21 protein-coding genes are annotated in these 22276 nt (G+C 42.1%); 8 read left to right on the forward strand and 13 right to left on the reverse strand.

Features of this window, described 5'->3' with window-relative positions; all coding sequences use genetic code 11:
• Nucleotides 1-14 precede the first annotated feature (14 nt).
• The 5 genes from kdsA to ACQKC9_RS09370 form a co-directional block, all read right to left on the reverse strand.
• The gene (gene kdsA / locus ACQKC9_RS09350; protein WP_201571001.1) at nt 15-890 is read right to left on the reverse strand and encodes a 3-deoxy-8-phosphooctulonate synthase; all 876 of its coding nucleotides are present in this window, start codon (nt 888-890) and stop codon (nt 15-17) included.
• Between the two features lie 215 nt (nt 891-1105).
• Nucleotides 1106-2740: a CTP synthase gene (locus ACQKC9_RS09355; RefSeq protein WP_057761184.1), complete on the reverse strand. Its 1635-nt coding sequence runs from the start codon at nt 2738-2740 to the stop codon at nt 1106-1108.
• 195 nt (nt 2741-2935) lie between these two features.
• Nucleotides 2936-4057 (reverse strand): porin, encoded by a 1122-nt coding sequence (locus ACQKC9_RS09360; protein ID WP_427621548.1) that lies wholly within the window; start codon nt 4055-4057, stop codon nt 2936-2938.
• Nucleotides 4058-4306: 249 nt separating this feature from the next.
• Nucleotides 4307-5353 carry a porin gene (locus ACQKC9_RS09365; protein ID WP_427621549.1) on the reverse strand — a complete coding sequence of 349 codons (1047 nt, stop codon included), beginning with the start codon at nt 5351-5353 and terminating at the stop codon, nt 4307-4309.
• A 608-nt stretch (nt 5354-5961) separates the two neighbouring features.
• Nucleotides 5962-8160, reverse strand: a complete 2199-nt coding sequence (locus ACQKC9_RS09370) for a malate synthase G (RefSeq protein ID WP_427621550.1) — start codon at nt 8158-8160, stop codon at nt 5962-5964.
• Between the two features lie 551 nt (nt 8161-8711).
• Here ACQKC9_RS09370 and ACQKC9_RS09375 point away from each other — a divergent pair.
• Nucleotides 8712-9509 (forward strand): tRNA-(ms[2]io[6]A)-hydroxylase, encoded by a 798-nt coding sequence (locus tag ACQKC9_RS09375; RefSeq protein ID WP_427621551.1) that lies wholly within the window; start codon nt 8712-8714, stop codon nt 9507-9509.
• A gap of 179 nt (nt 9510-9688) precedes the next feature.
• Here ACQKC9_RS09375 and ACQKC9_RS09380 read toward each other — a convergent pair whose 3' ends face one another.
• The 6 genes from ACQKC9_RS09380 to mtgA form a co-directional block, all read right to left on the reverse strand.
• Nucleotides 9689-9889, reverse strand: a complete 201-nt coding sequence (locus ACQKC9_RS09380) for a hypothetical protein (protein ID WP_427621552.1) — start codon at nt 9887-9889, stop codon at nt 9689-9691.
• 72 nt (nt 9890-9961) lie between these two features.
• Nucleotides 9962-10288, reverse strand: a complete 327-nt coding sequence (locus tag ACQKC9_RS09385; RefSeq protein ID WP_102092250.1) for a hypothetical protein — start codon at nt 10286-10288, stop codon at nt 9962-9964.
• Between the two features lie 66 nt (nt 10289-10354).
• Nucleotides 10355-10612, reverse strand: coding sequence for a hypothetical protein (locus ACQKC9_RS09390; RefSeq protein ID WP_427621553.1), 258 nt, complete (start codon nt 10610-10612; stop codon nt 10355-10357).
• Between the two features lie 63 nt (nt 10613-10675).
• Nucleotides 10676-10846, reverse strand: a complete 171-nt coding sequence (locus ACQKC9_RS09395) for a hypothetical protein (protein ID WP_427621554.1) — start codon at nt 10844-10846, stop codon at nt 10676-10678.
• 313 nt (nt 10847-11159) lie between these two features.
• A complete protein-coding gene (ppk1, locus tag ACQKC9_RS09400) occupies nt 11160-13394 on the reverse strand; it encodes a polyphosphate kinase 1 (RefSeq protein ID WP_427621813.1) in 2235 nt (744 codons plus the stop codon).
• Nucleotides 13395-13543: 149 nt separating this feature from the next.
• Nucleotides 13544-14233 carry a monofunctional biosynthetic peptidoglycan transglycosylase gene (mtgA, locus tag ACQKC9_RS09405; protein ID WP_102093061.1) on the reverse strand — a complete coding sequence of 230 codons (690 nt, stop codon included), beginning with the start codon at nt 14231-14233 and terminating at the stop codon, nt 13544-13546.
• 297 nt (nt 14234-14530) lie between these two features.
• Here mtgA and ACQKC9_RS09410 point away from each other — a divergent pair, with 297 nt between their 5' ends.
• From ACQKC9_RS09410 to ACQKC9_RS09430, 5 genes are all read left to right on the forward strand, one after another.
• Nucleotides 14531-14839 (forward strand): glutaredoxin family protein, encoded by a 309-nt coding sequence (locus ACQKC9_RS09410; RefSeq protein ID WP_427621556.1) that lies wholly within the window; start codon nt 14531-14533, stop codon nt 14837-14839.
• A 56-nt stretch (nt 14840-14895) separates the two neighbouring features.
• A complete protein-coding gene (locus tag ACQKC9_RS09415) occupies nt 14896-16095 on the forward strand; it encodes an alpha-hydroxy acid oxidase (protein ID WP_427621558.1) in 1200 nt (399 codons plus the stop codon).
• Between the two features lie 198 nt (nt 16096-16293).
• Complete coding sequence (locus ACQKC9_RS09420; RefSeq protein WP_427621559.1) at nt 16294-17370, forward strand: rhomboid family intramembrane serine protease; 1077 nt, start codon at nt 16294-16296, stop codon at nt 17368-17370.
• A 147-nt stretch (nt 17371-17517) separates the two neighbouring features.
• A complete protein-coding gene (locus ACQKC9_RS09425) occupies nt 17518-18330 on the forward strand; it encodes a MipA/OmpV family protein (RefSeq protein ID WP_427621560.1) in 813 nt (270 codons plus the stop codon).
• Nucleotides 18331-18441: 111 nt separating this feature from the next.
• Nucleotides 18442-18717: a hypothetical protein gene (locus ACQKC9_RS09430; RefSeq protein ID WP_201578737.1), complete on the forward strand. Its 276-nt coding sequence runs from the start codon at nt 18442-18444 to the stop codon at nt 18715-18717.
• Between the two features lie 135 nt (nt 18718-18852).
• Here ACQKC9_RS09430 and ACQKC9_RS09435 read toward each other — a convergent pair whose 3' ends face one another.
• Together ACQKC9_RS09435 and fumC are read right to left on the reverse strand one after the other, a co-directional pair.
• A complete protein-coding gene (locus ACQKC9_RS09435; protein ID WP_427621561.1) occupies nt 18853-19527 on the reverse strand; it encodes a tetratricopeptide repeat protein in 675 nt (224 codons plus the stop codon).
• A 169-nt stretch (nt 19528-19696) separates the two neighbouring features.
• Complete coding sequence (fumC, locus tag ACQKC9_RS09440; RefSeq protein WP_102092240.1) at nt 19697-21100, reverse strand: class II fumarate hydratase; 1404 nt, start codon at nt 21098-21100, stop codon at nt 19697-19699.
• Nucleotides 21101-21312: 212 nt separating this feature from the next.
• Between fumC and ACQKC9_RS09445 the strand changes: the two genes are divergently transcribed.
• Nucleotides 21313-22023, forward strand: coding sequence for a 5-formyltetrahydrofolate cyclo-ligase (locus tag ACQKC9_RS09445; protein WP_427621562.1), 711 nt, complete (start codon nt 21313-21315; stop codon nt 22021-22023).
• Nucleotides 22023-22271: a hypothetical protein gene (locus ACQKC9_RS09450; protein WP_427621564.1), complete on the forward strand. Its 249-nt coding sequence runs from the start codon at nt 22023-22025 to the stop codon at nt 22269-22271. Before ACQKC9_RS09445 ends, ACQKC9_RS09450 begins: the two co-directional genes overlap by 1 nt.
• Nucleotides 22272-22276: the final 5 nt, after the last annotated feature.

A 22276-nucleotide genomic window follows, 5' to 3' on the forward strand; every position in this document is an offset into this window, starting at 1 on the left:
TATTACGTACCGTATCAATGAGTATCCAATACTTCAAAACCTTTGACCAAATCATCAATTTGCTTAAGCTGACGTAAGAACGGCTCTAGTTGACTCATACGCAGCGCACATGGACCATCACATTTTGCAGTTTCTGGGTTTGGATGCGCTTCTAAAAACAACCCTGCCAACCCTGTAGCCATACCTGCACGGGCAAGCGTTGTAATCTGCTCACGACGTCCACCAGCGCTATCACTACGTGCACCTGGCTGCTGTAAGCTATGCGTCACGTCAAAGAATACCGGTATATCCATCTGCTTCATGGTATCAAAACCAAGCATATCCACGACCAAATTATTATAGCCAAAAGCACTACCACGCTCACAAAGTATCAATTTATCATTACCACCTTCTAGGCACTTATTAACGATATGACGCATCTCGTGAGGGGCCAAAAACTGCGCCTTTTTGATATTAATAATGGCATCTGTTTTTGCCATCGCATGCACTAAATCTGTCTGACGCGACAAAAATGCAGGTAACTGAATAATATCAGCCACTTCAGCGACTGGTGCTGCTTGATGTGGCTCATGCACATCAGTGATAATCGGTACTTGGAACTTTTCTTTGATCTGACCTAACCAATCAATACCTTGCTCTAAACCAGGCCCACGATACGAATGTAGACTTGAGCGGTTGGCTTTATCAAAGCTCGCTTTAAAAACATAGCCGATACCCAAGCGCTGGCAGATATCAACATACTGCTCAGCGATCTCAAATGCCAATTCTTTAGACTCTAAAACATTCATACCACCGAACAATACAAAAGGCTGGTCGTTACCAATTTTAATCGTATCGTTATTAGGTGTGTTGAGCGTGATATGTGATTGTGCGGTCAATAAGTTTTCCATGAAGCCATTACCTCTTATTTTGTTATTAATATCTCTATCCCATATTGTAACCGATAGGCTAATTAAAAAAAGTATGCAAGCGTAATTAGAGATTATTAATGAGAATGTTGACTCGTTAATAACTACTAGCAGTTTGGATTAAGCAAAAAAAAGACCAATCCGAAGATCAGTCTTTTTTATAATAAACGCTTTCAATATACATTACATTCTGAGAGCTATTTTGCTTCGTTGTGGTTCTTAGCCGCTTTTACAAAGCTATTAAACAGTGGATGACCACCGCGTGGTGAGCTAGTGAACTCTGGATGGAACTGTACAGCAACAAACCACGGATGCTCAGAAATCTCAACCGATTCTACCAAATGCTGCTTGGCAGAATAACCAGAGATGGTCATACCTGCTTGCTCTAACGGCTCGATATAACGGTTATTCATCTCATAGCGATGGCGATGACGCTCAGTGATATTGCTTGCACCATAAATTTGGCTTAGCTTACTACCAGAAACCAGCTCTGCTTGCTGTGCGCCTAGACGCATCGTGCCACCCAAATCTGAATCATCACTACGAATCTGTAGCTCGCCGCGCTCATCTAACCACTCAGTGATCAGACCAATGATAGGCTCAGCTGTCTTACGATCAAACTCAGAAGAGTTGGCATTAATGTTAAGTACGTTACGTGCATACTCAATTACTGCCAACTGCATACCAAGACAAATGCCTAGATACGGAACGTTGTTTTCACGAGCATAAGTGATGGCTTTTATCTTGCCCATCGTACCGCGCTCACCGAAACCGCCTGGTACTAAGATAGCATCAGCATCATTTAGCTGCGCAAGTAAAGTATCGTCATCTTCTAGACGTTCAGCATCGATGTAGTCAATCTTCACGTCTACTTTATGAGTGATACCAGCATGTAGCAATGCTTCGTTGATAGACTTATAAGCATCTGGAAGCTCAACATATTTGCCGACCATCGCAACAGTCACTGTTCCTTCTGGATTCAACTGTGCTTCAACTACTTTGTCCCAATCGCTCAAATCAGCTTCAGGCACATCAAGACCGAAACGCTCACAAATTAGATCATCAAGATCCTGCTCGTGCAATGTACGCGGTATCTGATAGATACTCTGTGCATCTTCACACATAATGACTGCACGCTCTTCAACGTTGGTAAATAGCGCAATCTTACGACGGTTGTCTTGTGAAATATGATGATCAGAGCGGCAAATTAGGATATCAGGCTGTAGACCAATAGAGCGCAGCTCTTTTACTGAATGCTGCGTTGGCTTGGTTTTGGTCTCACCCGCACTAGCAATATACGGTACTAAAGTAAGATGCATTAGCATGGCTCTATTACGGCCAAGCTCTACCTGCATCTGACGTACGGCTTCCATAAATGGAAGTGATTCGATATCACCAACCGTACCGCCAATTTCGATAATAGCGATATCATACCCTTCGCCACTGGCAAGGATTTTGTTTTTGATTTCATCAGTAATATGTGGAATAACCTGTACAGTACCGCCTAGATATTCACCACGGCGTTCTTTATTCAAAACATTCTGATAAATACGGCCACTTGTAAAGTTATTACTCTTACTCATTTTTGAGTGACGCAAGAAGCGCTCGTAATAACCCAAATCTAGATCTGTCTCTGCGCCATCTTCAGTGACGAATACCTCACCATGCTGAAACGGGCTCATTGTACCTGGATCAACGTTAATATACGGATCCATTTTGGTCATCGTGACAGTCACGCCACGTGCTTCTAAGACCGCTGCAAGAGAAGCTGCGGTGATACCTTTTCCTAGTGAGGACACTACCCCACCGGTCACGAATATAAACTTGGTCATAGTACTCTGTCGGTAATTGGTAAAGAAGGATTTTACTAAAAATATGCCATAAAATATAGGGCAAAAATGCAAACTGTCTGAAACTCTTATATTTTGGTGCCAGTAGCAAACATTTTTCTATTATTAAAACGCTACGCAACAAAAAACTCACCCCGAAGGATGAGTCTTTATGAATAACTTATAAGACAATCTGATTTAGAATTTGTATTCTAAACCGCCACCGATAGCGAATACATCCGCATCACCGCGTGCAACAACTTCTTCAGAAGTATTGTCGTCGTAGTCTCTGACTACTAGGAGACCATTTTCTAAATCTGCAGAGTTTTTACCGATATAAGCATGTGCAATCATATTGTCTTTGAATTTATACTTACCGCCCAATACGATTTGGTCTGAATCATTGCCGCCTAGACCTGCTAAGTTCTCAGTCTTATCATACTGTAGATAAACAGAAGCTGGACGTGAGAAGTTGGTTAGACCCATCTCAGCACTGACGACCAAACCTTTCTCTTCATCGTTTGAGTCATCAAAATCTACTTGTTGGTATAGCGCACCTAGCTTCACTGGATAAGCCACGTATTTACCTAGGTCGACACTAGCACTACCGCGTAGAATCTCACCTGTAACACTCATATCTTTGTCATACCCAACACCTGCAGTAAAACCAGTGCCTGGATCGAACATCAACGAAGCACCGAAGCCACTATCGCGATCACTACTATCAGAAACAAAAGACTCATCAGCGCCGTACTGTAGTGCAAGCTCTACTGGTAAATCGTTATATTTTGGCGCAATCCATACGATTGAGTTATTGATACGCTCACCATCAGTCAAAGTAAGTGCTTCAGTTAGTGTATTGCTACTACCTAAAGAGCTCGAACCAATGTTATCCCAGTATCCTTCATTTACAGTCACGTTGTTAACATAATCAGAAACTGAGTAGTTACGACCGAATCGGAATTGGCCAAAGTTTTTATTCTTTAGACCCAAATAAGTGTCTCGGCTTTTAAAGCCAATATTGTCACTACCACTGTCATCGATTTTGATACCGTACTCTAATTGATAAATGACGTCTGTATTAGCAGTTATTGCCTCAGATCCTTTGAATCCTAAACGTGAAGAGTGTGAGCTAACTTGTACCGAGCTATTGTCTTCATTGACATTGATAGCATCGTTTGGCAAATCCATCGACTGGCGATCAAGCTCAGCATTTACATAGTTAGCAGTCACAAATGCCTTACCATAGACAGTTGGGGCTGCTTGAACAGTAGAAACTGATAGCATTGCAATTGCTGAAGCTAAAAGTAATTTTTTCAAAGGATATCTCCACTTTACGATTTGAGTGATAAATGGTCTAAGATCGTTAGATATATAATGGTAAGGTCCTATACCTTCGAAACCATGATATACAGCGAGCCATAAGAACTGCTTAGACATAACTTTACCAAGCAAATATTACAGTAAGATGAAAAAACCAAAGTTTACATAACCGTTATCATTCTTTAGTGCATAAAAAAACTCACCCCGAAGGATGAGTCTTTTTATGTAATCTGCTTAAGGGTGATACTAGAATAAGTATTCTAGACCGCCACCCAATGCGAATACGTCAAGATCAGTATTAGTGTTCTTGTCTTCAGCAGAGTTGTTACCGATATAAGCATGAGCAATCATGTTGTCTTTAAAGTTATATTTGCCACCTACAACCACTTGATCTGAATCACGGTTGTCGAAACCAGCTAGGTTTTCAGTACCATTATACTGTACATATACAGATGCAGGACGAGCAAAGTTGTTTAGACCCATTTCAGCGCTTACGATTAGACCTTTTTCGTCTTTAGCACCGTCATCGAAATCAGCTACTTGATACATAGCGCCTAGCATAACTGGTGCAGCCATGTATTTACCTAGATCAACAGTAGCACTACCACGTAGAAGGTCACCATTTTGGCTCATGTCTTTTTCGTAAGCAACACCAGCAGTGAAGCCAGTACCTTGGTCAAACATCAAAGAAGCACCGTAGCCACTGTCACGGTCATCACTGTCAGAAACAAATGATTCGTCAGCACCATACTGTAGAGCAAGCTCTAAAGGTAAGCCGTTGTATTTAGGTGCAATCCATACGATAGAATCATTAACACGGCCGCCATCAGCCATAGTTACAGCGTCAAGTACGTCGCCATCCATATCAAGGTTACTAACACCTAGGTTATCCCAGTAGCCTTCAGTAACAGTCACGTTGTTGATGTAATCAGTTACTGAGTAGTTACGACCAAAACGGAACTGACCGAAGTCTTTGTTGTTTAGACCAAGGTAAGTATCACGGCTTTTGAAACCAATGTTGTCATCATTACCGTCGATAGCAATGCCATACTCTAACTGATAGATAACATCAGTGTTAGCAGTCATCGCTTCAGAACCTTTGAAACCAAGGCGTGAAATGTTTGAGTTGATTTGTACAGAATCGCTATCTACGTCGAACTGATCATCAGTACCGTCACGCTCAGCATTTACATAGTCAGCAGTAACGAAAGCTTTACCATAAACGGTAGGTGCTGCATTGGCTGCAGATACAGATAGGGCTGCGATTGCTGTAGCTAAAAGTAGTTTTTTCATGGGGTATCTCCACTTTACAATTGTAGTAATGAGCAAGCTATTATTAGCTGGCGCCCATAATGGTATCGTCACAAATCCTCAAAGATATAATGTGTAACTGGCTACCGAGATTAGTCAGAAACAAGTGTGGCGAATTTCTATTACAGTAAGGTAAAAAACCATGACACACATGACTGGGATTAAATAACGCAACTGCCATGTAACATTTGGTCTTTATTGCTCCGTGCGTAACATCCGTTACCAAACTCATACTTCGAATACAAGCATAACAACTTTGACATAATTTGCAACATATTTTTTTGCTTTTTCGATACACGCGTTATCGAATAACAGATGATTTCTTATATTTGAACGATTGTGAAAAAACTTCTATTTACTCAATTAGATACGAATAATATTGGTTAATACCGTTACTAATAGTCTTAAACACACATAATAGATACTAAGTAATATACCAAAAAAGAGCGCTATTTATTGATCACAAATAGCGCTCATAAAACAGTTTCTGACTTATCTTTGACACATTTTGTAGTTACAAATGAGCAAGACTAACTGGCATACTTGCTCATCAAGTATGCTCAAATGCCTGTCATATTTGGTCTATTGTTCTAAGCGTTTGCTTTAAGATCCAAACGTGCTTGATGCAATAATGGTTCAGTATAACCACTAGGCTGCTCACGTCCTTTAAAGATTAAATCACAGGCGGCTTTGAATGCATAAGAACTATCAAAGTTATCTGCCATTGATTGATAGTCATCATCGCCTGCATTTTGCTCATCAACGACCTTGGCCATGCGTTTCATCGTATCCATCACTTGCTGCTCACTAACCACGCCATGATGCAACCAGTTAGCAATGTGTTGGCTTGAGATACGCAAAGTAGCACGATCTTCCATGAGACCGACATCGTTGATATCAGGCACCTTGGAGCAACCAACGCCTTGATTTACCCAGCGTACGACATAACCCAAGATACCTTGAGCATTGTTTTCAAGCTCTTGCTGCTTTTCTTCGTCAGTCCAGTCGGTATTTTTTGCTAATGGAATGGTTAAGATGTCATCCAAGCTAGCACGCTCGCGTGATTTTAGCGTGTCCTGTACATCGGCTACGCTCACTTGATGATAATGTATGCTATGCAAGGTAGCGCCCGTTGGTGATGGTACCCACGCAGTGCTAGCACCAGACTTAGGATGAGCGGCCTTAGTATCCATCATCTCTTTCATTTCATCAGGCTTGGCCCACATACCTTTACCAATTTGCGCACGACCTTGTAGGCCTGTCTCTAGACCGATATCGACGTTCCACTGCTCGTAAGCAGGCTGCCATGCTTGCGACTTCATCTCGCCTTTTGGTACAAATGGACCTGCATTCATGCTGGTATGCATCTCATCACCAGTACGATCTAAGAAGCCGGTGTTAATAAAGATAACTCGCTCTTTGGCTTGGCGGATTGCTTCTTTTAAGTTGACCGTCATACGGCGCTCTTCGTCCATGATGCCGATTTTGAGCGTATTGCGCTCTAGACCTAACAGATCCTCTGATGCATTAAATAAGTCATTGGCCATTTTGACTTCTTCAGGGCCATGCATCTTTGGTTTCACGATATACATTGAGCCTTGACGTGAGTTTGATAGCTCGTTTTTGCCTTTGATATCATTAAGTGATAATAGTGGTGTGATCAAGCCATCCATTAAGCCTTCAAATATCTGCTCTTGTCCTTCGCCTAGATCGACTAAGATTGCAGGATTCTGCATCAAATGACCGACGTTACGAATTAATAATAACGAACGACCTGGCAAGATCAGCTTGCCTCCATCTGGTGTGTTATATTCACGATCTGGGTTTTGCTTACGTGTACGGGTTTTGCCACCTTTTTCAAAGGTTTCTTGTAGGTCGCTATTCATTAAGCCAAGCCAGTTACGATAAACTTCGACTTTCTCTTCTGCATCTACAGCAGCGACTGAGTCTTCACAATCCTGAATAGCTGTCATGGCCGACTCAAGCAGTACATCCTTGATGTTTGCTGGATCGTCTTTACCCACTGGATGACTACTATCGATTTGAATCTCAGCATGCAAACCGTTGTTCTTCAACAGTACACCTGTAGGAGCTTCAGCGTCACCGACAAAACCGACAAACTTAGCCGTATCTTTTAGCTCGGTACTGCTATCACCCTGTACGACTTCTAGCTTGCCATCGACTACTTTAAAGCCAGTCACATCATTGTAAGAGCCTGATACTAGTGTAAAGTGCTCATCTAAGAACGCTTTGGCGTAAGCGACAACAGCAGCACCGCGAGTAGGATTATAACTACCACCCGCTTCTTGGCCATTGTCACTACTGATAACATCGGTGCCATACAAAGCATCATACAAGCTACCCCATCGCGCATTGGTCGCGTTGAGCGCATAACGAGCGTTACGAACTGGTACGACTAGCTGCGGCCCTGCGATGTACGCGATTTCGTCATCGACGTTTTTGGTATCAACTGTAAACGCTTCGCCTTCAGGTAGCAAATAACCAATTTCTTGTAGGAATGTCTTATAAGCTGGATAATCTATTTCGCCATCTTTTGCAGGATTATCTAAGTGCCATTGGTCAATTTGTGCTTGAATCTTGTCACGAGTCGCAAGCAACGCTTTATTGCGCGGGGTAAATTCTTTAATAACCTTTTCGAAACCTGACCAATAATCGTCTGAATCCACACCGACTTTCGGTAGTACTTCGTTTTCAATAAAGTCATATAACTGCTGATCGATGGCAAGACTGCCTTTTTGAATACGATTGGTGTTAGAAGACTGGCTCATATTGTTATCCTTATCTGTTCGTGAGGGGTACTAATACTGAGTTGTGACAGTAACTATTTAAGAGTTTTTAAGCTTGTGAGGTTTTAAACGTTCATATCTCATTCATTGTGGAATCTTTGATTCTCTAATTTTTCTGAGAAGATATATCTACAAAGTTTATGTTCTAGTAAAAGGTAACCTATTAATATTAGACTTACTCTTTACTAAGAGCGAATCATAAAAGTAAGACGAAATGCTTAAATAGCAAAATCTCATCCTACTATCAAATAATAAAATTAACAAGGAAACACCATTCACTAAGTAAATACTTAGGCTGTTTAATAATGATAGTCTATAAGTGGCCTACTCTAGAGGCTATAATCATCATCTGGGAAATAGATGCAGCAATGTTAATATAAACAGTAAGTAATCATTGATACCTTTAATTATGCTTAACCGTTATCTATTAATAAACACCTATTGATGACTGTCAGTTATTTAGCATCGTATCTAGGTCAGACTAACGATATAATTACTCGTATTACCATTCATAAATAAAGCTTTCTTAGACTATGACTATCAATCAACAAGACCTCACGACATTACCATCAACAGTAAATGCTATAGATAACGAGAGTATCGAAAAAAAATCTGTCGAAGAAAATATCTCTCAAACTGTAAATAGTAGTGCTGAATCAGATCTAATCGAAGAAAAACTGCCTGAAGAAGACAGTGTCGATATTACGCATTTGCGTACTCCTATAAAGGTAGACTTATCTCCTGTTTATAATTTCTTAGGTGCGCGAACCACGCAATCTTGGGTAGATGCCGCGATTGAAAACCTACCTATGATCATTCAAGACCATGCCAACTGCGAAAAAAAGGCCGCTGGTACTGCGATGAATTTGATATTTCGTTATGAGTTCTCTTATGACTTGCAACGTAAACTCGCACAGCTGATACGTGAAGAGATGCTGCACTACGAGCAAGTACTGGGTATCATGAATGAGCGCGGGCAGGAATGGAAATATCTGAGTGCTGGACGCTATGCTAAGGGTATGTTGAAGCACAAACGCACTTACGAACCAGCAGCGATGGTTGATGTATTGATAATTGGGGCATTTATTGAAGCGCGCTCTTGTGAGCGTTTTGCAGCGTTGGCCGAAGTCATCAATGATGAACGCTTAGCGAAGTATTATCGTTATCTACTCAAGTCAGAGAGTCGTCATTTCGAAGATTATCTTGCACTCGCTCAATCGTTATCAGACGAGAATATTGATGAGCGTGTCGCTTTCTTCAAGGAAGTAGAGGCTGAATTAATAAGTAGCCCAGATGCTGAGCTACGCTTTCACAGTGGTACACCTGCTTAAAGCCCACGCCTTACCTAAACATATCTACCTATATAATGTAGAAAGTAAAAATTTAGGAAACAAAAAAAGGCACTGTGTTTGGTAAGAGTTATGAACTCCTACCAAACGCAGTGCCTTTTTATCTATGTACAAATGCCTATTTATGTACAAATACTAATATCTATCGATATCCTGGAATCTTACTTGTCATCTTCCATCAATGGACTATCATACTGTTTGTTACTCTTGGCAACATTATGCGGATCATGGTCTTCCGTAGCCTTTTCTGCTGCGGCTGGATTTGCTTTTTGTAATGAATCATCAGGGACAATACCATTATTGTCATCTGCATCTTTCAAGTTACGATCGTTATTGATGCTTTCATTATGTGAGTTATTCATTGGTACTCCCTACTATGATAATTACTCGTCTAACCTAAGGAACACTATATACCTTTCGAGACTTATACCTGCTTAATCTTTTTCATCAGGATTTAAAATACGAGTCTGTGCGTTATCGATATTGGCATAACGATTTAAATCATTAATACCTTCGCTCTTTGGTGCTGCACTACCGACAGTATCTTCATTGATATTGTCATCAAATGCGGTACTTCCTTCTTGATCACGGCGATCTGGTTGGCGCGCTGGATTGTCATTATCATTTACGTGTTCTGAGTCGACCACAGATTCATCAAAAGTATCAGTCCCTTTGTTCTCAGTAGTATTTCTTTCAATTGCACTATGGTCATCAGATCCTAGTACCTTTGTCTTGTCTATTGCTGAGTCTTTGGCTTGCATTATCATATCCTCTTTTTATATTTATAATTTTATCGATTTGGTTAGCCCGCTGTTACCTATAGTCCTTTACTCATTACCTTTTTGGCTCAAGTCGTAGGCATTTAGTTCTGCTGCATTCTTGCCACCAGCTGGAAGATTCTCTTCTTTACGTGGATCAGCATAAACTTCGTCGGTCTCTTGTGAGTCTTGCTCAGGGCCATCGATTTCAGGCTTGTACTTGCGCCCTGCATAGCTATCTTTAGGGTTTTCTAACTCATTAGCAGCAGGGTCATCCACGATTACTTTTTCTTCTGTGTCTGTTGCTACTGGTTCTTGCATAGTCATGGCGCGTCCCTCGCTTTATTGTTGGTTATTATTAATTATTAGGTCGATGTTTGATGTCGTAGATTACTTATCAGTACGTAGATCATCATCAATAAAAGGTGTTTGCTCTTCTTCGCTTAATGATTCAGGGGCGTCGACTTTTTTATTCTCTGCTAAGTTCTTCTCAACTTCTTGACCATTTACCCGTTCTGCTGCTTGCTTGATATCTGAATTATCATCGTTAGTAGTACTCATGGTTTATTTCCTATTATTATTTGATTACACGCTTTTAAAATATTAAATAGATATGTGTTTCGAGATTGCACCAACGCCCAAATGAGTAACTAATACTTATCAAGTAGCGTCAGAATTGATATTAATTATAGGTATGACCTTGGGTAATGCACCAGTGTACTGCCGTATCAATATGTGAATAATTGTGAGGTTGCAAGTCAGTTTGTAACTTTTGCAATTGGTGAGCACAAAAAAACCAAGCACCAGTATTTACCAGTGCTTGGTCAGATAGATAATCGAATAGCTGATTATCGCCTAAAGGTACTTTTACGAATTAGCTAGACTCTTCAACACGATTAATCGTTTTTAATAAATGCTCTTGTGCGACATGTGGCTCCTCACCTGCTGTTGGCTGTAGCTGCTGCCAAACGCCAGTGCCATAAAGTGTCCATGCTTGCGTATTATCCTGTAAGTAGTTAATCAAGCCATCTTGATAAATCTGCTTAAACAGCTTTTTGTTCTTAATTGGGAACGCCACTTCTACGCGATGAAACAGGTTACGATCCATCCAATCTGCACTACCGCAATACAAGCGCTCATCGCCATTATTATAGAAATAATAAACGCGCGTATGCTCCAAAAACCGACCGATAACAGAGCGTACCGTAATATTTTCGGAGAGTCCTTTTACTTGCGGACGTAGACAACACATAGACCGTAAAATCAGCTCAATCTTAACGCCTGCCTGCGAGGCATCGTATAACTTATCAATGAGACGGCGCTCAGTGAGCGCATTAGCCTTGATAATAATATGAGAACGTTTGCCCGCTTTGGCATGAGCGATTTCATCATCGATAAAGCTCATCAATTTCTCATGCAAAGTAAACGGTGCATGTAATAGTTTTTTGAGGTTGGCAGGCTTACCCATGCCGGTTAGCTCTTGGAATATCTTGTGAACGTCTTCTGAGATATCAGGATCAGCGCTAAACAGACCATAATCCGTATAAACCTTGGCATTGGCCGCGTGATAGTTACCGGTGCCCAGATGCACATAACGGCGGATTCGGTCTTCCTCGCGGCGTACGATTAGCATGAGCTTTGCATGGGTCTTGTAACCGACGATACCGTAGACCACGACCGCGCCTGCTTCTTGTAGATAGTTGGCAACTGCAATATTAGATGCTTCATCAAAACGCGCACGCAACTCAATAACAGCCGTAACCTCTTTGCCATTACGAGCGGCGGCTGCAAGTGCTTTGACGATTTCTGAATTGGTACCTGAACGATATAGCGTTTGTTTAATTGCCAATACTTTAGGATCGCTGGCCGCTTGCCAAAGTAAATTGATAATCGGTGAGAACGCATGAAAAGGATGATGAACCAACACATCGCTCTTACGCATGGCGGCGAACATACTGGTCGATTTATCTGATTTATCCATTTCTCGGCGAAATGCCTTTGGCACGACATGAGTAAATGGCTGGTAGCGTAGCGCAGGAATATTAAAGTCAAACAGCAAACGCGTTAGGTTGACTGGGCCATTGACACGGTATAGCTGATTGTCATGCAGCTCAAACTCATTGAGCAGATACTCACTGATATGTGTTGGACAATCGGTTGTGACTTCAAGACGTACTTTATCACCGAAGCGGCGGTTTTCAAGCTCGCCTTCTAATGCTTTGGCAATATCTTCGACATCATCAGCCAAATCTAAATCGGCATTACGTGTTAGCCTAAATTGATGACAGCCTGTCACACTCATTCCAGGGAATAGCTCACCGATATGCTCATGAATGATAGCGGATAGCATCACATGATGCTCTTTGCCACCAGTCAGTTCATCTGGCAGGCGTATCACACGCGGCAGACTGCGCGGCGCAGGCACAATCGCCAAGTTGATATCACGTCCAAACGCATCTTTGCCTTCCAATGTGGCGATAAAGTTTAAGCTTTTATTTACAAGACGCGGGAATGGATGCGCTGGATCAATGCTAATCGGTGTCAATACGGGTACGACTTGCTCCGTAAAATAGCGCTTCATCCATGCAGACTGCTCAGCGTTTAGCTCATCACGTTTGAGATAGCGGATATCCTCGAGCGCGAGCGCTGGCAGGATATCTTCATTGAGAATACGATACTGCTCACTGATTGCGGCATGAGTAATAATAGATATCTCGTTTAGCACTTCGCTAGGACGCATGCCATGAGCACTGGTCGATACATCACCGATGTTAAGCTTTTGCATGATACCAGCGACACGAATCTCAAAAAACTCATCAAGATTGGATGAAAAAATAATCAAGAAAAATAAGCGTTCAAGCAATGGGTGACGCGAACTAGATGCCTGCGCTAATACCCGCAAATGAAACTGTAATAAAGACAAATCACGATTGATATAACTGCTCGGTGAATAGCTGCCATCTGCTGAGCGTTGCCATTCGATTTCTGCCCAGTTATTTTGGATATTATCTACACTAATGTCTTTATCAATATTGTCATTAGCGCCATCTTCAACATTATTAACGTCAATCATATCGTTAACATCACCACTGCCCTGATTACTAGTCATCTCTACCACGTCACTACTCCTTTTGCGTTATCGATACGCCATCATCTTTTATCGTTCTGTCTTTTCTAGGGCATGTCCTAGTTTTATTCGAAATAGCCGAGCCTACAACATCCGATCCTATAACCTAACCCAGCCCTAATGATTTATATTTATGAAGCTGCTTGCGGTAATACAGCATTTTTCATGCGTTTTTTGATAATACGTTGCTTGTTACGTAAACGCTTATCGCCTTGATTGTCTTCGTAGTACTTTGGATTGGTAAGCATCGCAATCAGAAGTGCTGACTCATCTCGGTTTAGATTGGCCGCAGACTTATCAAAATAATGATGCGCTGCCGCGTCTATACCATAAATACCGTTGCCAAACTCCGCCACATTTAGGTAAGCGGTCATAATGCGCTGCTTGTCCCATAGCGTTTCAATCATCACAGTGATGACAGCCTCTTCCGCTTTACGCACATAAGAGCGATGCGAAGTTAGGAACAAGTTCTTTGCCAATTGCTGAGTAATCGTTGAGCCGCCAGCAGACATTTTTCCTGTTTCTTCATTTTTCTTTTGCGCCGCTTTGATACCTTTAAAATCAAAACCACTGTGCTGACTAAACGTCGAGTCTTCACTCACAATCGCCGCTTGCTTGGCAGATTTGGCAATCGCATCATATTCAGCCCATGTCTGAGTAACCGTGCCGCCCGTTAGGCGATGCGTCAACATAAACATGCTGTTGTTAATTGGCTGTGTTTTCCAAATTAATAATAGTCCGACGACCAATATATGAAATGCGACAACCAATAGCATAATTGCCAATAACAGACGTTTGATAAATGTGCCAAAACTTGCCATGCGCGATATCCGAGTGGTTAAAAAAGTAATAAGATAAGATAGATACTTTATTAATGACTATGAGACATCAACTAAGAATCAATGATTGTAAACGGGCTATTTATAGCCAACCATTAACTGTTGAGCATTAGTCATTAATAACGATCAATAGCAGGTCATCTTACCTAATCTCACAATCGCTGTCATTATTTACCCCACTTCTTTATGATGTAATGACCGTTAAAGTATTTTATGTTTTAAATAAGCGCGTGCTGAGCATCAGCGCTTTGCAATCAGTATGAAGATAAGAGATTACCCATGCACGATGATAATATAGAAGTATTACGAGCGCGTGTTATTGCAGCAAATCCAAGCCTCAACACCGCTGAAAATAACAATCAATGGTGGCTACTCGGCACCTCAGGCTGCCATTTATGTGATATTGCTGAGCAAATAATCACTCAGTTTCAAGCCGTACAACCAATTAGTTACCAACATGTCGATATTGCAGACTTTGATGAGGCGCTGATGATGGAATTTGCCACAGCTATTCCTGTGATTTTGACGCCATCCAAACGATTAAACTATCCGTTTTCAGTGATGGATTTGCAGCAGCTGCTCGCTTAATAGCATTAGACCTATAATAAAGACGCCCAATTACGATGATAAAGTGGTGAGAGATCATGAAAGATTTAAAACCTGTCTTAAAGAAAGTAACAGAGATTGAAGACCTGCGCCGTGTCGCTGAGCGCAAAGTACCGCGTATGTTTTATGACTATGTCGATTCAGGCTCATGGACTGAGACCACGTATCGTAGTAATGAAACTGACTTTGACCGTATCAAACTGCGCCAACGGGTATTGGTCGATATGGACAATCGCAGCCTAGCGACACAAATGATTGGCGAGTCCGTCAATATGCCCGTTGCCATCGCTCCAACTGGGTTCACTGGTATGATGTGGGCAGATGGCGAGATTCATGCCGCGCGTGCTGCTGAAAAATTTGGCGTGCCCTTCTCGCTCTCGACCATGAGCATCTGCTCTATCGAAGATATCGCTACTCATACCAGCAAGCCGTTTTGGTTTCAGTTATATGTCATGCGCGATCAAGACTATATGGCAAATTTGATTAAACGAGCCAAAGATGCCAATTGTTCAGCACTGATATTAACTGCCGACTTACAGGTCATGGGTCAACGCCATAAAGACATCAAAAACGGCTTGTCTGCACCGCCTAAACCGACACTTACCAACATCATCAACCTCATGACCAAGCCGCAGTGGTGTATGAATATGCTAGGCACCAAACGTCGTAGCTTTGGCAATATCGTCGGTCATGCCAAAGGTGTTGAAGATTTGTCATCATTGAGCTCATGGACAGAAGAGCAGTTTGATCCACGTTTGAGCTGGGATGATGTGGCGCGTATCAAAGATATGTGGGGCGGTAAGCTCATCATCAAAGGCATCATGGAACCTGAAGATGCAATCATGGCTGCCCGTAGCGGTGCTGATGCACTGGTCGTCTCAAACCATGGTGGCCGTCAGTTAGATGGCGCACTGTCTTCTATTTCTGCACTGTCTGACATCGTACAAGCTGTCCATGCTGAGGATAGTGATATCGAGGTATGGTTAGACAGTGGCATTCGCTCCGGTCAAGATGTGCTAAAAGCGATATCACTGGGTGCGAAAGGCACGATGATTGGGCGCGCTTTTCTCTATGGATTGGGCGCTTATGGTGAAGATGGCGTACGCCGCGCGCTTGAAATCATCTATAAAGAGTGTGATATCTCAATGGCGTTCTGCGGTCATACCGATATCAATAAAGTTACGGACGATATCTTGGTAAAAGGTACTTATGAGAATCTTAAAGTTGGTCACTTTTAGAGCTATTCATTTTAAAGAGCTGTTCATTTTTAAGAGCTATCCGTTAAGAACTATCGATTTCTAAGAGCTTGCTATTTTTAAAAGCTATCAGTCATAAAGATTATGAAAACTTGTACCATGATGACCTGCGGATACATAACATTATCTGACCATACCCTTTATACTATCTATACAACATTTTGATGATATCTCGCTTTTATGACCATTCAACAACTATTAAAAACAGCACCCGTCACTACCCTGCTACTAGCCAGCTTTATTGGGCTATTTATTATGCAGGTACTGACGGGCGTCGATGCCAATAACCCTTCAACTGAGGCACTGCTCAAATGGGGTGCCAATGCATTGCCTTTTACTATGGGTGATGATCCTTGGCGACTGGTCAGTAGTGCGTTTTTGCACATTGGTTTGATGCATTTATTGTTTAATGGGTTTGCCATGTATTTCTTTGGGCAGATTGCCGAGCCGATGTTTGGCTCAGCTAAGTTTTTGGCGTTATTTTTGCTGGCGGCAATCGGTGGCAACTTACTCAATAGCTATGTAACGTGGCAAAGTATTTTGGATGGTACAGGACAGCCTGGGCTATCAGCTGGGGCTTCTGGCGGTATTATGGGTATTGGTGCGGCATTATTAATTGCTGCACTGTTTAAAATATCGGTCAATGGCATGGTGCTTAACCTCAAAAGCCTGATATTTATTATGGGCATCAACCTCGTCTATGGGTTTGCCGTACCGGGAATTGATAATGCTGGTCATATCGGTGGCGCAATCACGGGACTAGTGATTGCATTGGCTTTTGCGATTGGCTACCGTCAGCGTCTAGCAGTCGCTATACAAAACGCAGCGATTCAGCAGCAGCGCACGTTCAACGCTTATCAAACCAACTATTCATACAGCGCTCACGACACCCCATCATATAACAGTCAGTATAGTGAACAACACGATAATCAAAGTCCGTATGATGCCACTTCTATCGAACAATCGCCTTATCTTAATTCTGCTTCGACTGAGCAAGATACTGTGCTTGCTAACAATGAAACGAATGTGTCTGATATAAATGCTAACAATAGTGCTGAAAGCGTTACTGCTAACAATTCACCGTTAAGTCACGAAGCTGTTCATCATAATAGTATTGAACCCGAAGCACTTAAAAAACCTTCCATTATTTGGCAACTATTGCCATGGCTTGCGATGTTACTTATTAGCATTGTTTTTGTCTGGTGGTGGCAAGATATTCATCAGCAATTACTGCAAGTACTAAAAGCCATTGAGTAAATGCTCATACTTATCTATCATTGCTATATAGCTCCCAAAAACAGCATACTGACCAACATTACTGATTCGTTTTATCGCTTACTCTTTTGAACACGTTTTGCTTACTCGCACCACTCAGTTATTTATACTCACTTACGAGATCCAATTATGTTAAAACTTGCAGCGCTACCTAATATCTCTACACGTACTATGTTTAGCGCGTTTACCGCTACTGCACTATTTAGTGTGGCTAGCATGTCTAACGCCGCACTTTTTAATGACAACTTGCCGACTGACAAAGATGCTGAGCTCAGCGTTGGGGTCAATGTCATGGCAGTCAAATCGGCCTATGATCTCGAAGACAGCACTGAAGTGCGCGTGCTACCAGGTGCATTTTATGACAACAACAAAGTCTATGTACGCGGTGCGCAAGCTGGTGCGTATCTGATCAATGATGGTGTCAATCAGTTATCTGCCTATGCCAAGCTTGCGGGTTCTGAGTTTGAACCTGATGATGCCAATGGTGCACTACAAGGTTTGGATGAGCGTAAATCATCAGCAGAAGCAGGTCTAAGCTATCAGCGTCGTACGGCTATTGGCGGCATCCGCGCGCAGATAGGTGCTGATGTATTAGATCGTAGTGGCGGCAACACGGCTCGCTTGACCTACCTTTCTAGAATTACTAGAGGCAAGCTAACGGTTTATCCAAGTATTGGCTTTGAATATCATGATGCTGACTACAATGAATACTACTATGGTGTCAGTGAAAAAGAGTCAGCAGAGACAGGCGTTGACGCTTATAAATCTAACTCAAGCCTGAATCCGTATATCAATATCAGTGCCAACTATGATTTCAATGAACGTTGGGCAGGATTTGCCAATCAAAGCGTGAGCTATGTACCAAATGAGCAGTACGATAGCCCAATGGTCGACTCACGTACTGAAGCAGCGACCACGCTTGGTTTGCTTTATAAATTCTAGAGTTTTCGATAGATTTAATATAAAAAAGCTGAGCATTTTGCTCGGCTTTTTTATTTTAAAATGAGCTAAACCATAAAAAGTTATTTTGAATACTCATAAGATGTAGGTTGTATGACTATTGAGCAGATTTTTGAATTTAGCTTGCTGACTGACCGCACAGAGTATGGTATTGAAGCTTTTAATATTGCATACAAACAATTGGGCGAAATAAAATACGACTTTCCTTATGCTGGTCTTGAAATTGCTATGAAAGCAGCAAAAGAATACGCTTTAGCGTTAGAATCGAACGAATTAGAAAAACGATTGATGGCTGAAAAAAATAGAATTGAGAAAGACTCTGTTTCGAATAGTTGGTTCCAATCCTTATTAAGCATTGTATTTAAATGAGTCTAGGACATATTCTTGATCCAAACGTTTATCACCATTTTTAAAATAGAAACACGCCTTAGTAACGTATGGCTCTTCTAAGTTCGTTAACCTTTAAACTATGTCGTACATTACTATATCTTTTACCCGTTATACTTACCTGACGCCAAGAGGATGGAGAGATGAGTTATCTCCCTGTTCTTTAGCTTTTTTGTACCAATTAAATGATTTGATATGATCGAAATCAACACCTAACCCGTTCATATACATCCAGCCTAAATTTACTTGGGATTTTGCATCACCTTGATCGGCAGCCAGTTCAAACCACTTAAAAGCTTCAAGATAGTCTTTTTCAACACCTTTACCTTCAAAATAAAGTAAACCTATGAAAAATTGAGCATTAATATTGCCTTGCTCAGCAGATTTTTTAAACCATTTGGCTGCTTTAATATAATTAACATCTGTACCTAGTCCTGAGCAGTATATTGAAGCCAAAACGTACTGAGCATTTGCATCTCCTTGATTCGCAGCTTTTAAAAACCACTTCCTAGCCTCAACATAGTCTTTATCGACTACTAGTCCTTCAAAATACATAGCACCAAGATGATACTGTGCTTCTACGCTGCCGTTATTTGCAGCTTCTAAAAGTTCACTAGTGGATTCTTCGTCACTGTACGTAGTATTAACCTCTGAATCATATACTTGAGAAAAATCATCTTGTGAATAACCTTTATTACTCGCTACAGAATTTTCGTCGACGATCGCATCCTTTGCTAATACTGAGCAGCTAATACCCGTAGAGACTATTAAGCATAAATAACCTGCTGCCATACTGGTGAACTTTTGCTTTAAATGCATAATCTATCTCTCAAGATTTAAAGAAATTGTGATATGAGGTTGAGTGATCATAGCGTAAAGGCCAGCATCTCACCATATGAAATAGTAAAAGACCTTGCCACATGACAAGGTCTTTTACTATTTCAAGAAACTATTAGCTAGCTTACTTAGGATGTACCATATCAGCAGGAATTACCCACTCATCAAACTGTGCTTCAGTTAATAGCTCTAGCTCAACCGCCACTTGCTTCAAAGTTTTATTTTCTTTATAAGCCGTCTTAGCGATTTTTGCGGCATTTTCATAACCAACATGACGGTTCAATGACGTCACTAGCATCAATGAGTTGTGCAAGAAGTCATCGATTTTGTCTTTTACTGGCTCGATACCTACGGCACAGTTTTCGTTAAAGCTGTTGCAAGCGTCGCCAAGCAGTTTGATAGACTGTAACAAGTTAAACGCGATAACTGGCTTATACACGTTTAGCTCAAAGTTACCTGACGCGCCAGCCATGCTGATAGTCGTGTCGTTACCCATAACCTGAGCGACAACCATGGTCATTGCTTCTGACTGAGTTGGGTTCACTTTGCCTGGCATGATAGAAGAGCCTGGCTCATTTTCAGGAATCGTCAACTCACCCAGACCACAACGAGGACCAGATGCCAACCAACGTACGTCGTTAGCGATTTTGTTTAAGCTGCCCGCTAGCGTTTTTAGTGCGCCTGACGCAAATACTTCGGCATCACGAGCCGCTAGTGCTTCGAATTTGTTCGGTGACGTAACGAACGGCAAGCCAGTCAAAGTCGCTAATTGCTCAGCTGATTTTACCGCATAATCAGGGTGGGCGTTTAGACCAGTACCAACCGCAGTACCGCCTAGTGGCAATTCATATAGACCTTGTAGCGCGTTGTCGATACGAGTCAATGAATGGTCAAGTTGGCTCACATAGCCGCTGAACTCTTGGCCTAGGGTCAAAGGCGTCGCGTCTTGTAGATGCGTACGACCGATTTTTACGATGCTATCGAATTCTTTGGCTTTTGCCGCTAGCGTATCGCGTAGTGCTTTTACCGCTGGAATCAACAAGCTGTTGATCTGACGAGCAGCAGCCACACGAATCGCTGTTGGGAAGCTGTCGTTGGTAGACTGTGCATGGTTTACATGGTCATTTGGGTGAATTGGCGTGTAGCTGCCACGCTCAGAGCCAGCGATTTCGTTAGCACGGTTGGCCAATACTTCGTTCATGTTCATGTTTGACTGGGTGCCAGAACCTGTCTGCCATACGACCAATGGGAACTGATCGACCAGACCACCATTGATGATTTCGTCAGCGGCTTGTACGATGAGATCACGCTTGTCGCCTTCGATACGCTCTAGGCTTGCATTGGTAATCGCAGCGGCTTTTTTGACCAGTGCCATCGCTTCAATCATTGGACGCGGCAAAGTCTCGCCACCGATTTTAAAGTTTTCGCGGCTACGCTGAGTTTGCGCACCCCAATAAGCATCAGCTGGGACTTCAACGTTGCCCATGGTGTCTTTTTCGGTACGAGTTGCCTGATTCTGTGTCGACATAACTACCCTCTTTACTGGTTTGTTGTTAAATAACTGAACGATAAAAAGTGCAACAGCTGCTGCACATAAACGGAAATACGATGTAAAGTGGCGTTATGATAGCATGACTAAGGCGTATTGAATATTCACAAATAGCCTTGAGCGATACCTAAAAACGAATGTCTAAAAACGCCTGTCATCACCAATCTGATACTTCATTGGATAAGATACCTATGCACTCTAAAATTATGCACCCTAAACCAATACGCCCTGAGCCAAATAACTTTGATTCAGATAATTCGGACTCAAAAAACGCTGAAACATCCGAACCTGTCATCAGCAACCCGCCTAGACGGCTTTTTACTCGCCAACGCCGCCAGTTGAGCGATGGCGAACGTAGACAACTTGCTCAATCTACAAGTTTACATCTATCTAAGCTACAGCAGCGATTGCCAGCACATGCGCGTGTTGGACTATATTACGATGGATTTGGTGAGTTGCCCACTCAGCCACTGCTTGACTGGTGTCAGCACTTAGGCTATTTTCCTTACTTACCAGTCGTCGGCTCACTTGGCCGTACTAGCAATGGTAATGACGATAAACGATTGCGCTTCGTACCTGTTTATCATTCAAAACTGGTGAATATCCCTACTCGCATTCATCAATTAGGCATGAAGCAGAATCATAGCCGCGCTCTATTATGGGCCTCAGAACTAGACGTGATTATCTGTCCACTGGTGGCGGTTGATCTAAATGGTAATCGTATGGGCATGGGTGGCGGGTTCTATGATACGACGCTTGGTAACAGCCATCGATCAGGGGCTTCAAGGCCGTTAAAGATAGGCTGGTGTTATGATTTTCAAGTGGTGGAACAATTAGCGCGTCAACCGTGGGATGTGCCATTAGATGGTTTAATTACGCCAAGCGGCATAAGGTGGTTTTGATGAAAGACGATAAACAATTTGAAAAAGACTCTAGCGCTGCTGATTCTATTGCAGACAGTGTGGATGAATATTTGCAAACATTAGGCAATGAGGACGCTAGGGAGCAACGTTACTACAGTCAAGAGCAACCGTTTAGCGCTGATGAAATGACACGGCTCGTCAATGAAGATCGCTTAAATGAATTGCTCGCGCAAAGTGATGAGTTTTTGAATGGTTTAAGTGACGAGTTGAGAGGTTTCGATGAGTGATTTAC

The sequence above is a fragment of the Psychrobacter sp. NPDC078409 genome, from assembly GCF_050268505.1.
Classification (GTDB): domain Bacteria; phylum Pseudomonadota; class Gammaproteobacteria; order Pseudomonadales; family Moraxellaceae; genus Psychrobacter.

Coding starts and splice junctions, on each gene's coding strand:
- kdsA (WP_201571001.1), bottom strand. CDS start 890: ATGGAAAACTTATTGACCGCACAATCACATATCACGCTCAACACACCT.
- ACQKC9_RS09355 (WP_057761184.1), bottom strand. CDS start 2,740: ATGACCAAGTTTATATTCGTGACCGGTGGGGTAGTGTCCTCACTAGGA.
- ACQKC9_RS09365 (WP_427621549.1), bottom strand. CDS start 5,353: ATGAAAAAACTACTTTTAGCTACAGCAATCGCAGCCCTATCTGTATCT.
- ACQKC9_RS09370 (WP_427621550.1), bottom strand. CDS start 8,160: ATGAGCCAGTCTTCTAACACCAATCGTATTCAAAAAGGCAGTCTTGCC.
- ACQKC9_RS09375 (WP_427621551.1), top strand. CDS start 8,712: ATGACTATCAATCAACAAGACCTCACGACATTACCATCAACAGTAAAT.
- ACQKC9_RS09380 (WP_427621552.1), bottom strand. CDS start 9,889: ATGAATAACTCACATAATGAAAGCATCAATAACGATCGTAACTTGAAA.
- ACQKC9_RS09385 (WP_102092250.1), bottom strand. CDS start 10,288: ATGCAAGCCAAAGACTCAGCAATAGACAAGACAAAGGTACTAGGATCT.
- ACQKC9_RS09390 (WP_427621553.1), bottom strand. CDS start 10,612: ATGACTATGCAAGAACCAGTAGCAACAGACACAGAAGAAAAAGTAATC.
- ACQKC9_RS09395 (WP_427621554.1), bottom strand. CDS start 10,846: ATGAGTACTACTAACGATGATAATTCAGATATCAAGCAAGCAGCAGAA.
- ppk1 (WP_427621813.1), bottom strand. CDS start 13,394: ATGACTAGTAATCAGGGCAGTGGTGATGTTAACGATATGATTGACGTT.
- mtgA (WP_102093061.1), bottom strand. CDS start 14,233: ATGGCAAGTTTTGGCACATTTATCAAACGTCTGTTATTGGCAATTATG.
- ACQKC9_RS09410 (WP_427621556.1), top strand. CDS start 14,531: ATGCACGATGATAATATAGAAGTATTACGAGCGCGTGTTATTGCAGCA.
- ACQKC9_RS09415 (WP_427621558.1), top strand. CDS start 14,896: ATGAAAGATTTAAAACCTGTCTTAAAGAAAGTAACAGAGATTGAAGAC.
- ACQKC9_RS09420 (WP_427621559.1), top strand. CDS start 16,294: ATGACCATTCAACAACTATTAAAAACAGCACCCGTCACTACCCTGCTA.
- ACQKC9_RS09425 (WP_427621560.1), top strand. CDS start 17,518: ATGTTAAAACTTGCAGCGCTACCTAATATCTCTACACGTACTATGTTT.
- ACQKC9_RS09430 (WP_201578737.1), top strand. CDS start 18,442: ATGACTATTGAGCAGATTTTTGAATTTAGCTTGCTGACTGACCGCACA.
- ACQKC9_RS09435 (WP_427621561.1), bottom strand. CDS start 19,527: ATGGCAGCAGGTTATTTATGCTTAATAGTCTCTACGGGTATTAGCTGC.
- fumC (WP_102092240.1), bottom strand. CDS start 21,100: ATGTCGACACAGAATCAGGCAACTCGTACCGAAAAAGACACCATGGGC.
- ACQKC9_RS09445 (WP_427621562.1), top strand. CDS start 21,313: ATGCACTCTAAAATTATGCACCCTAAACCAATACGCCCTGAGCCAAAT.
- ACQKC9_RS09450 (WP_427621564.1), top strand. CDS start 22,023: ATGAAAGACGATAAACAATTTGAAAAAGACTCTAGCGCTGCTGATTCT.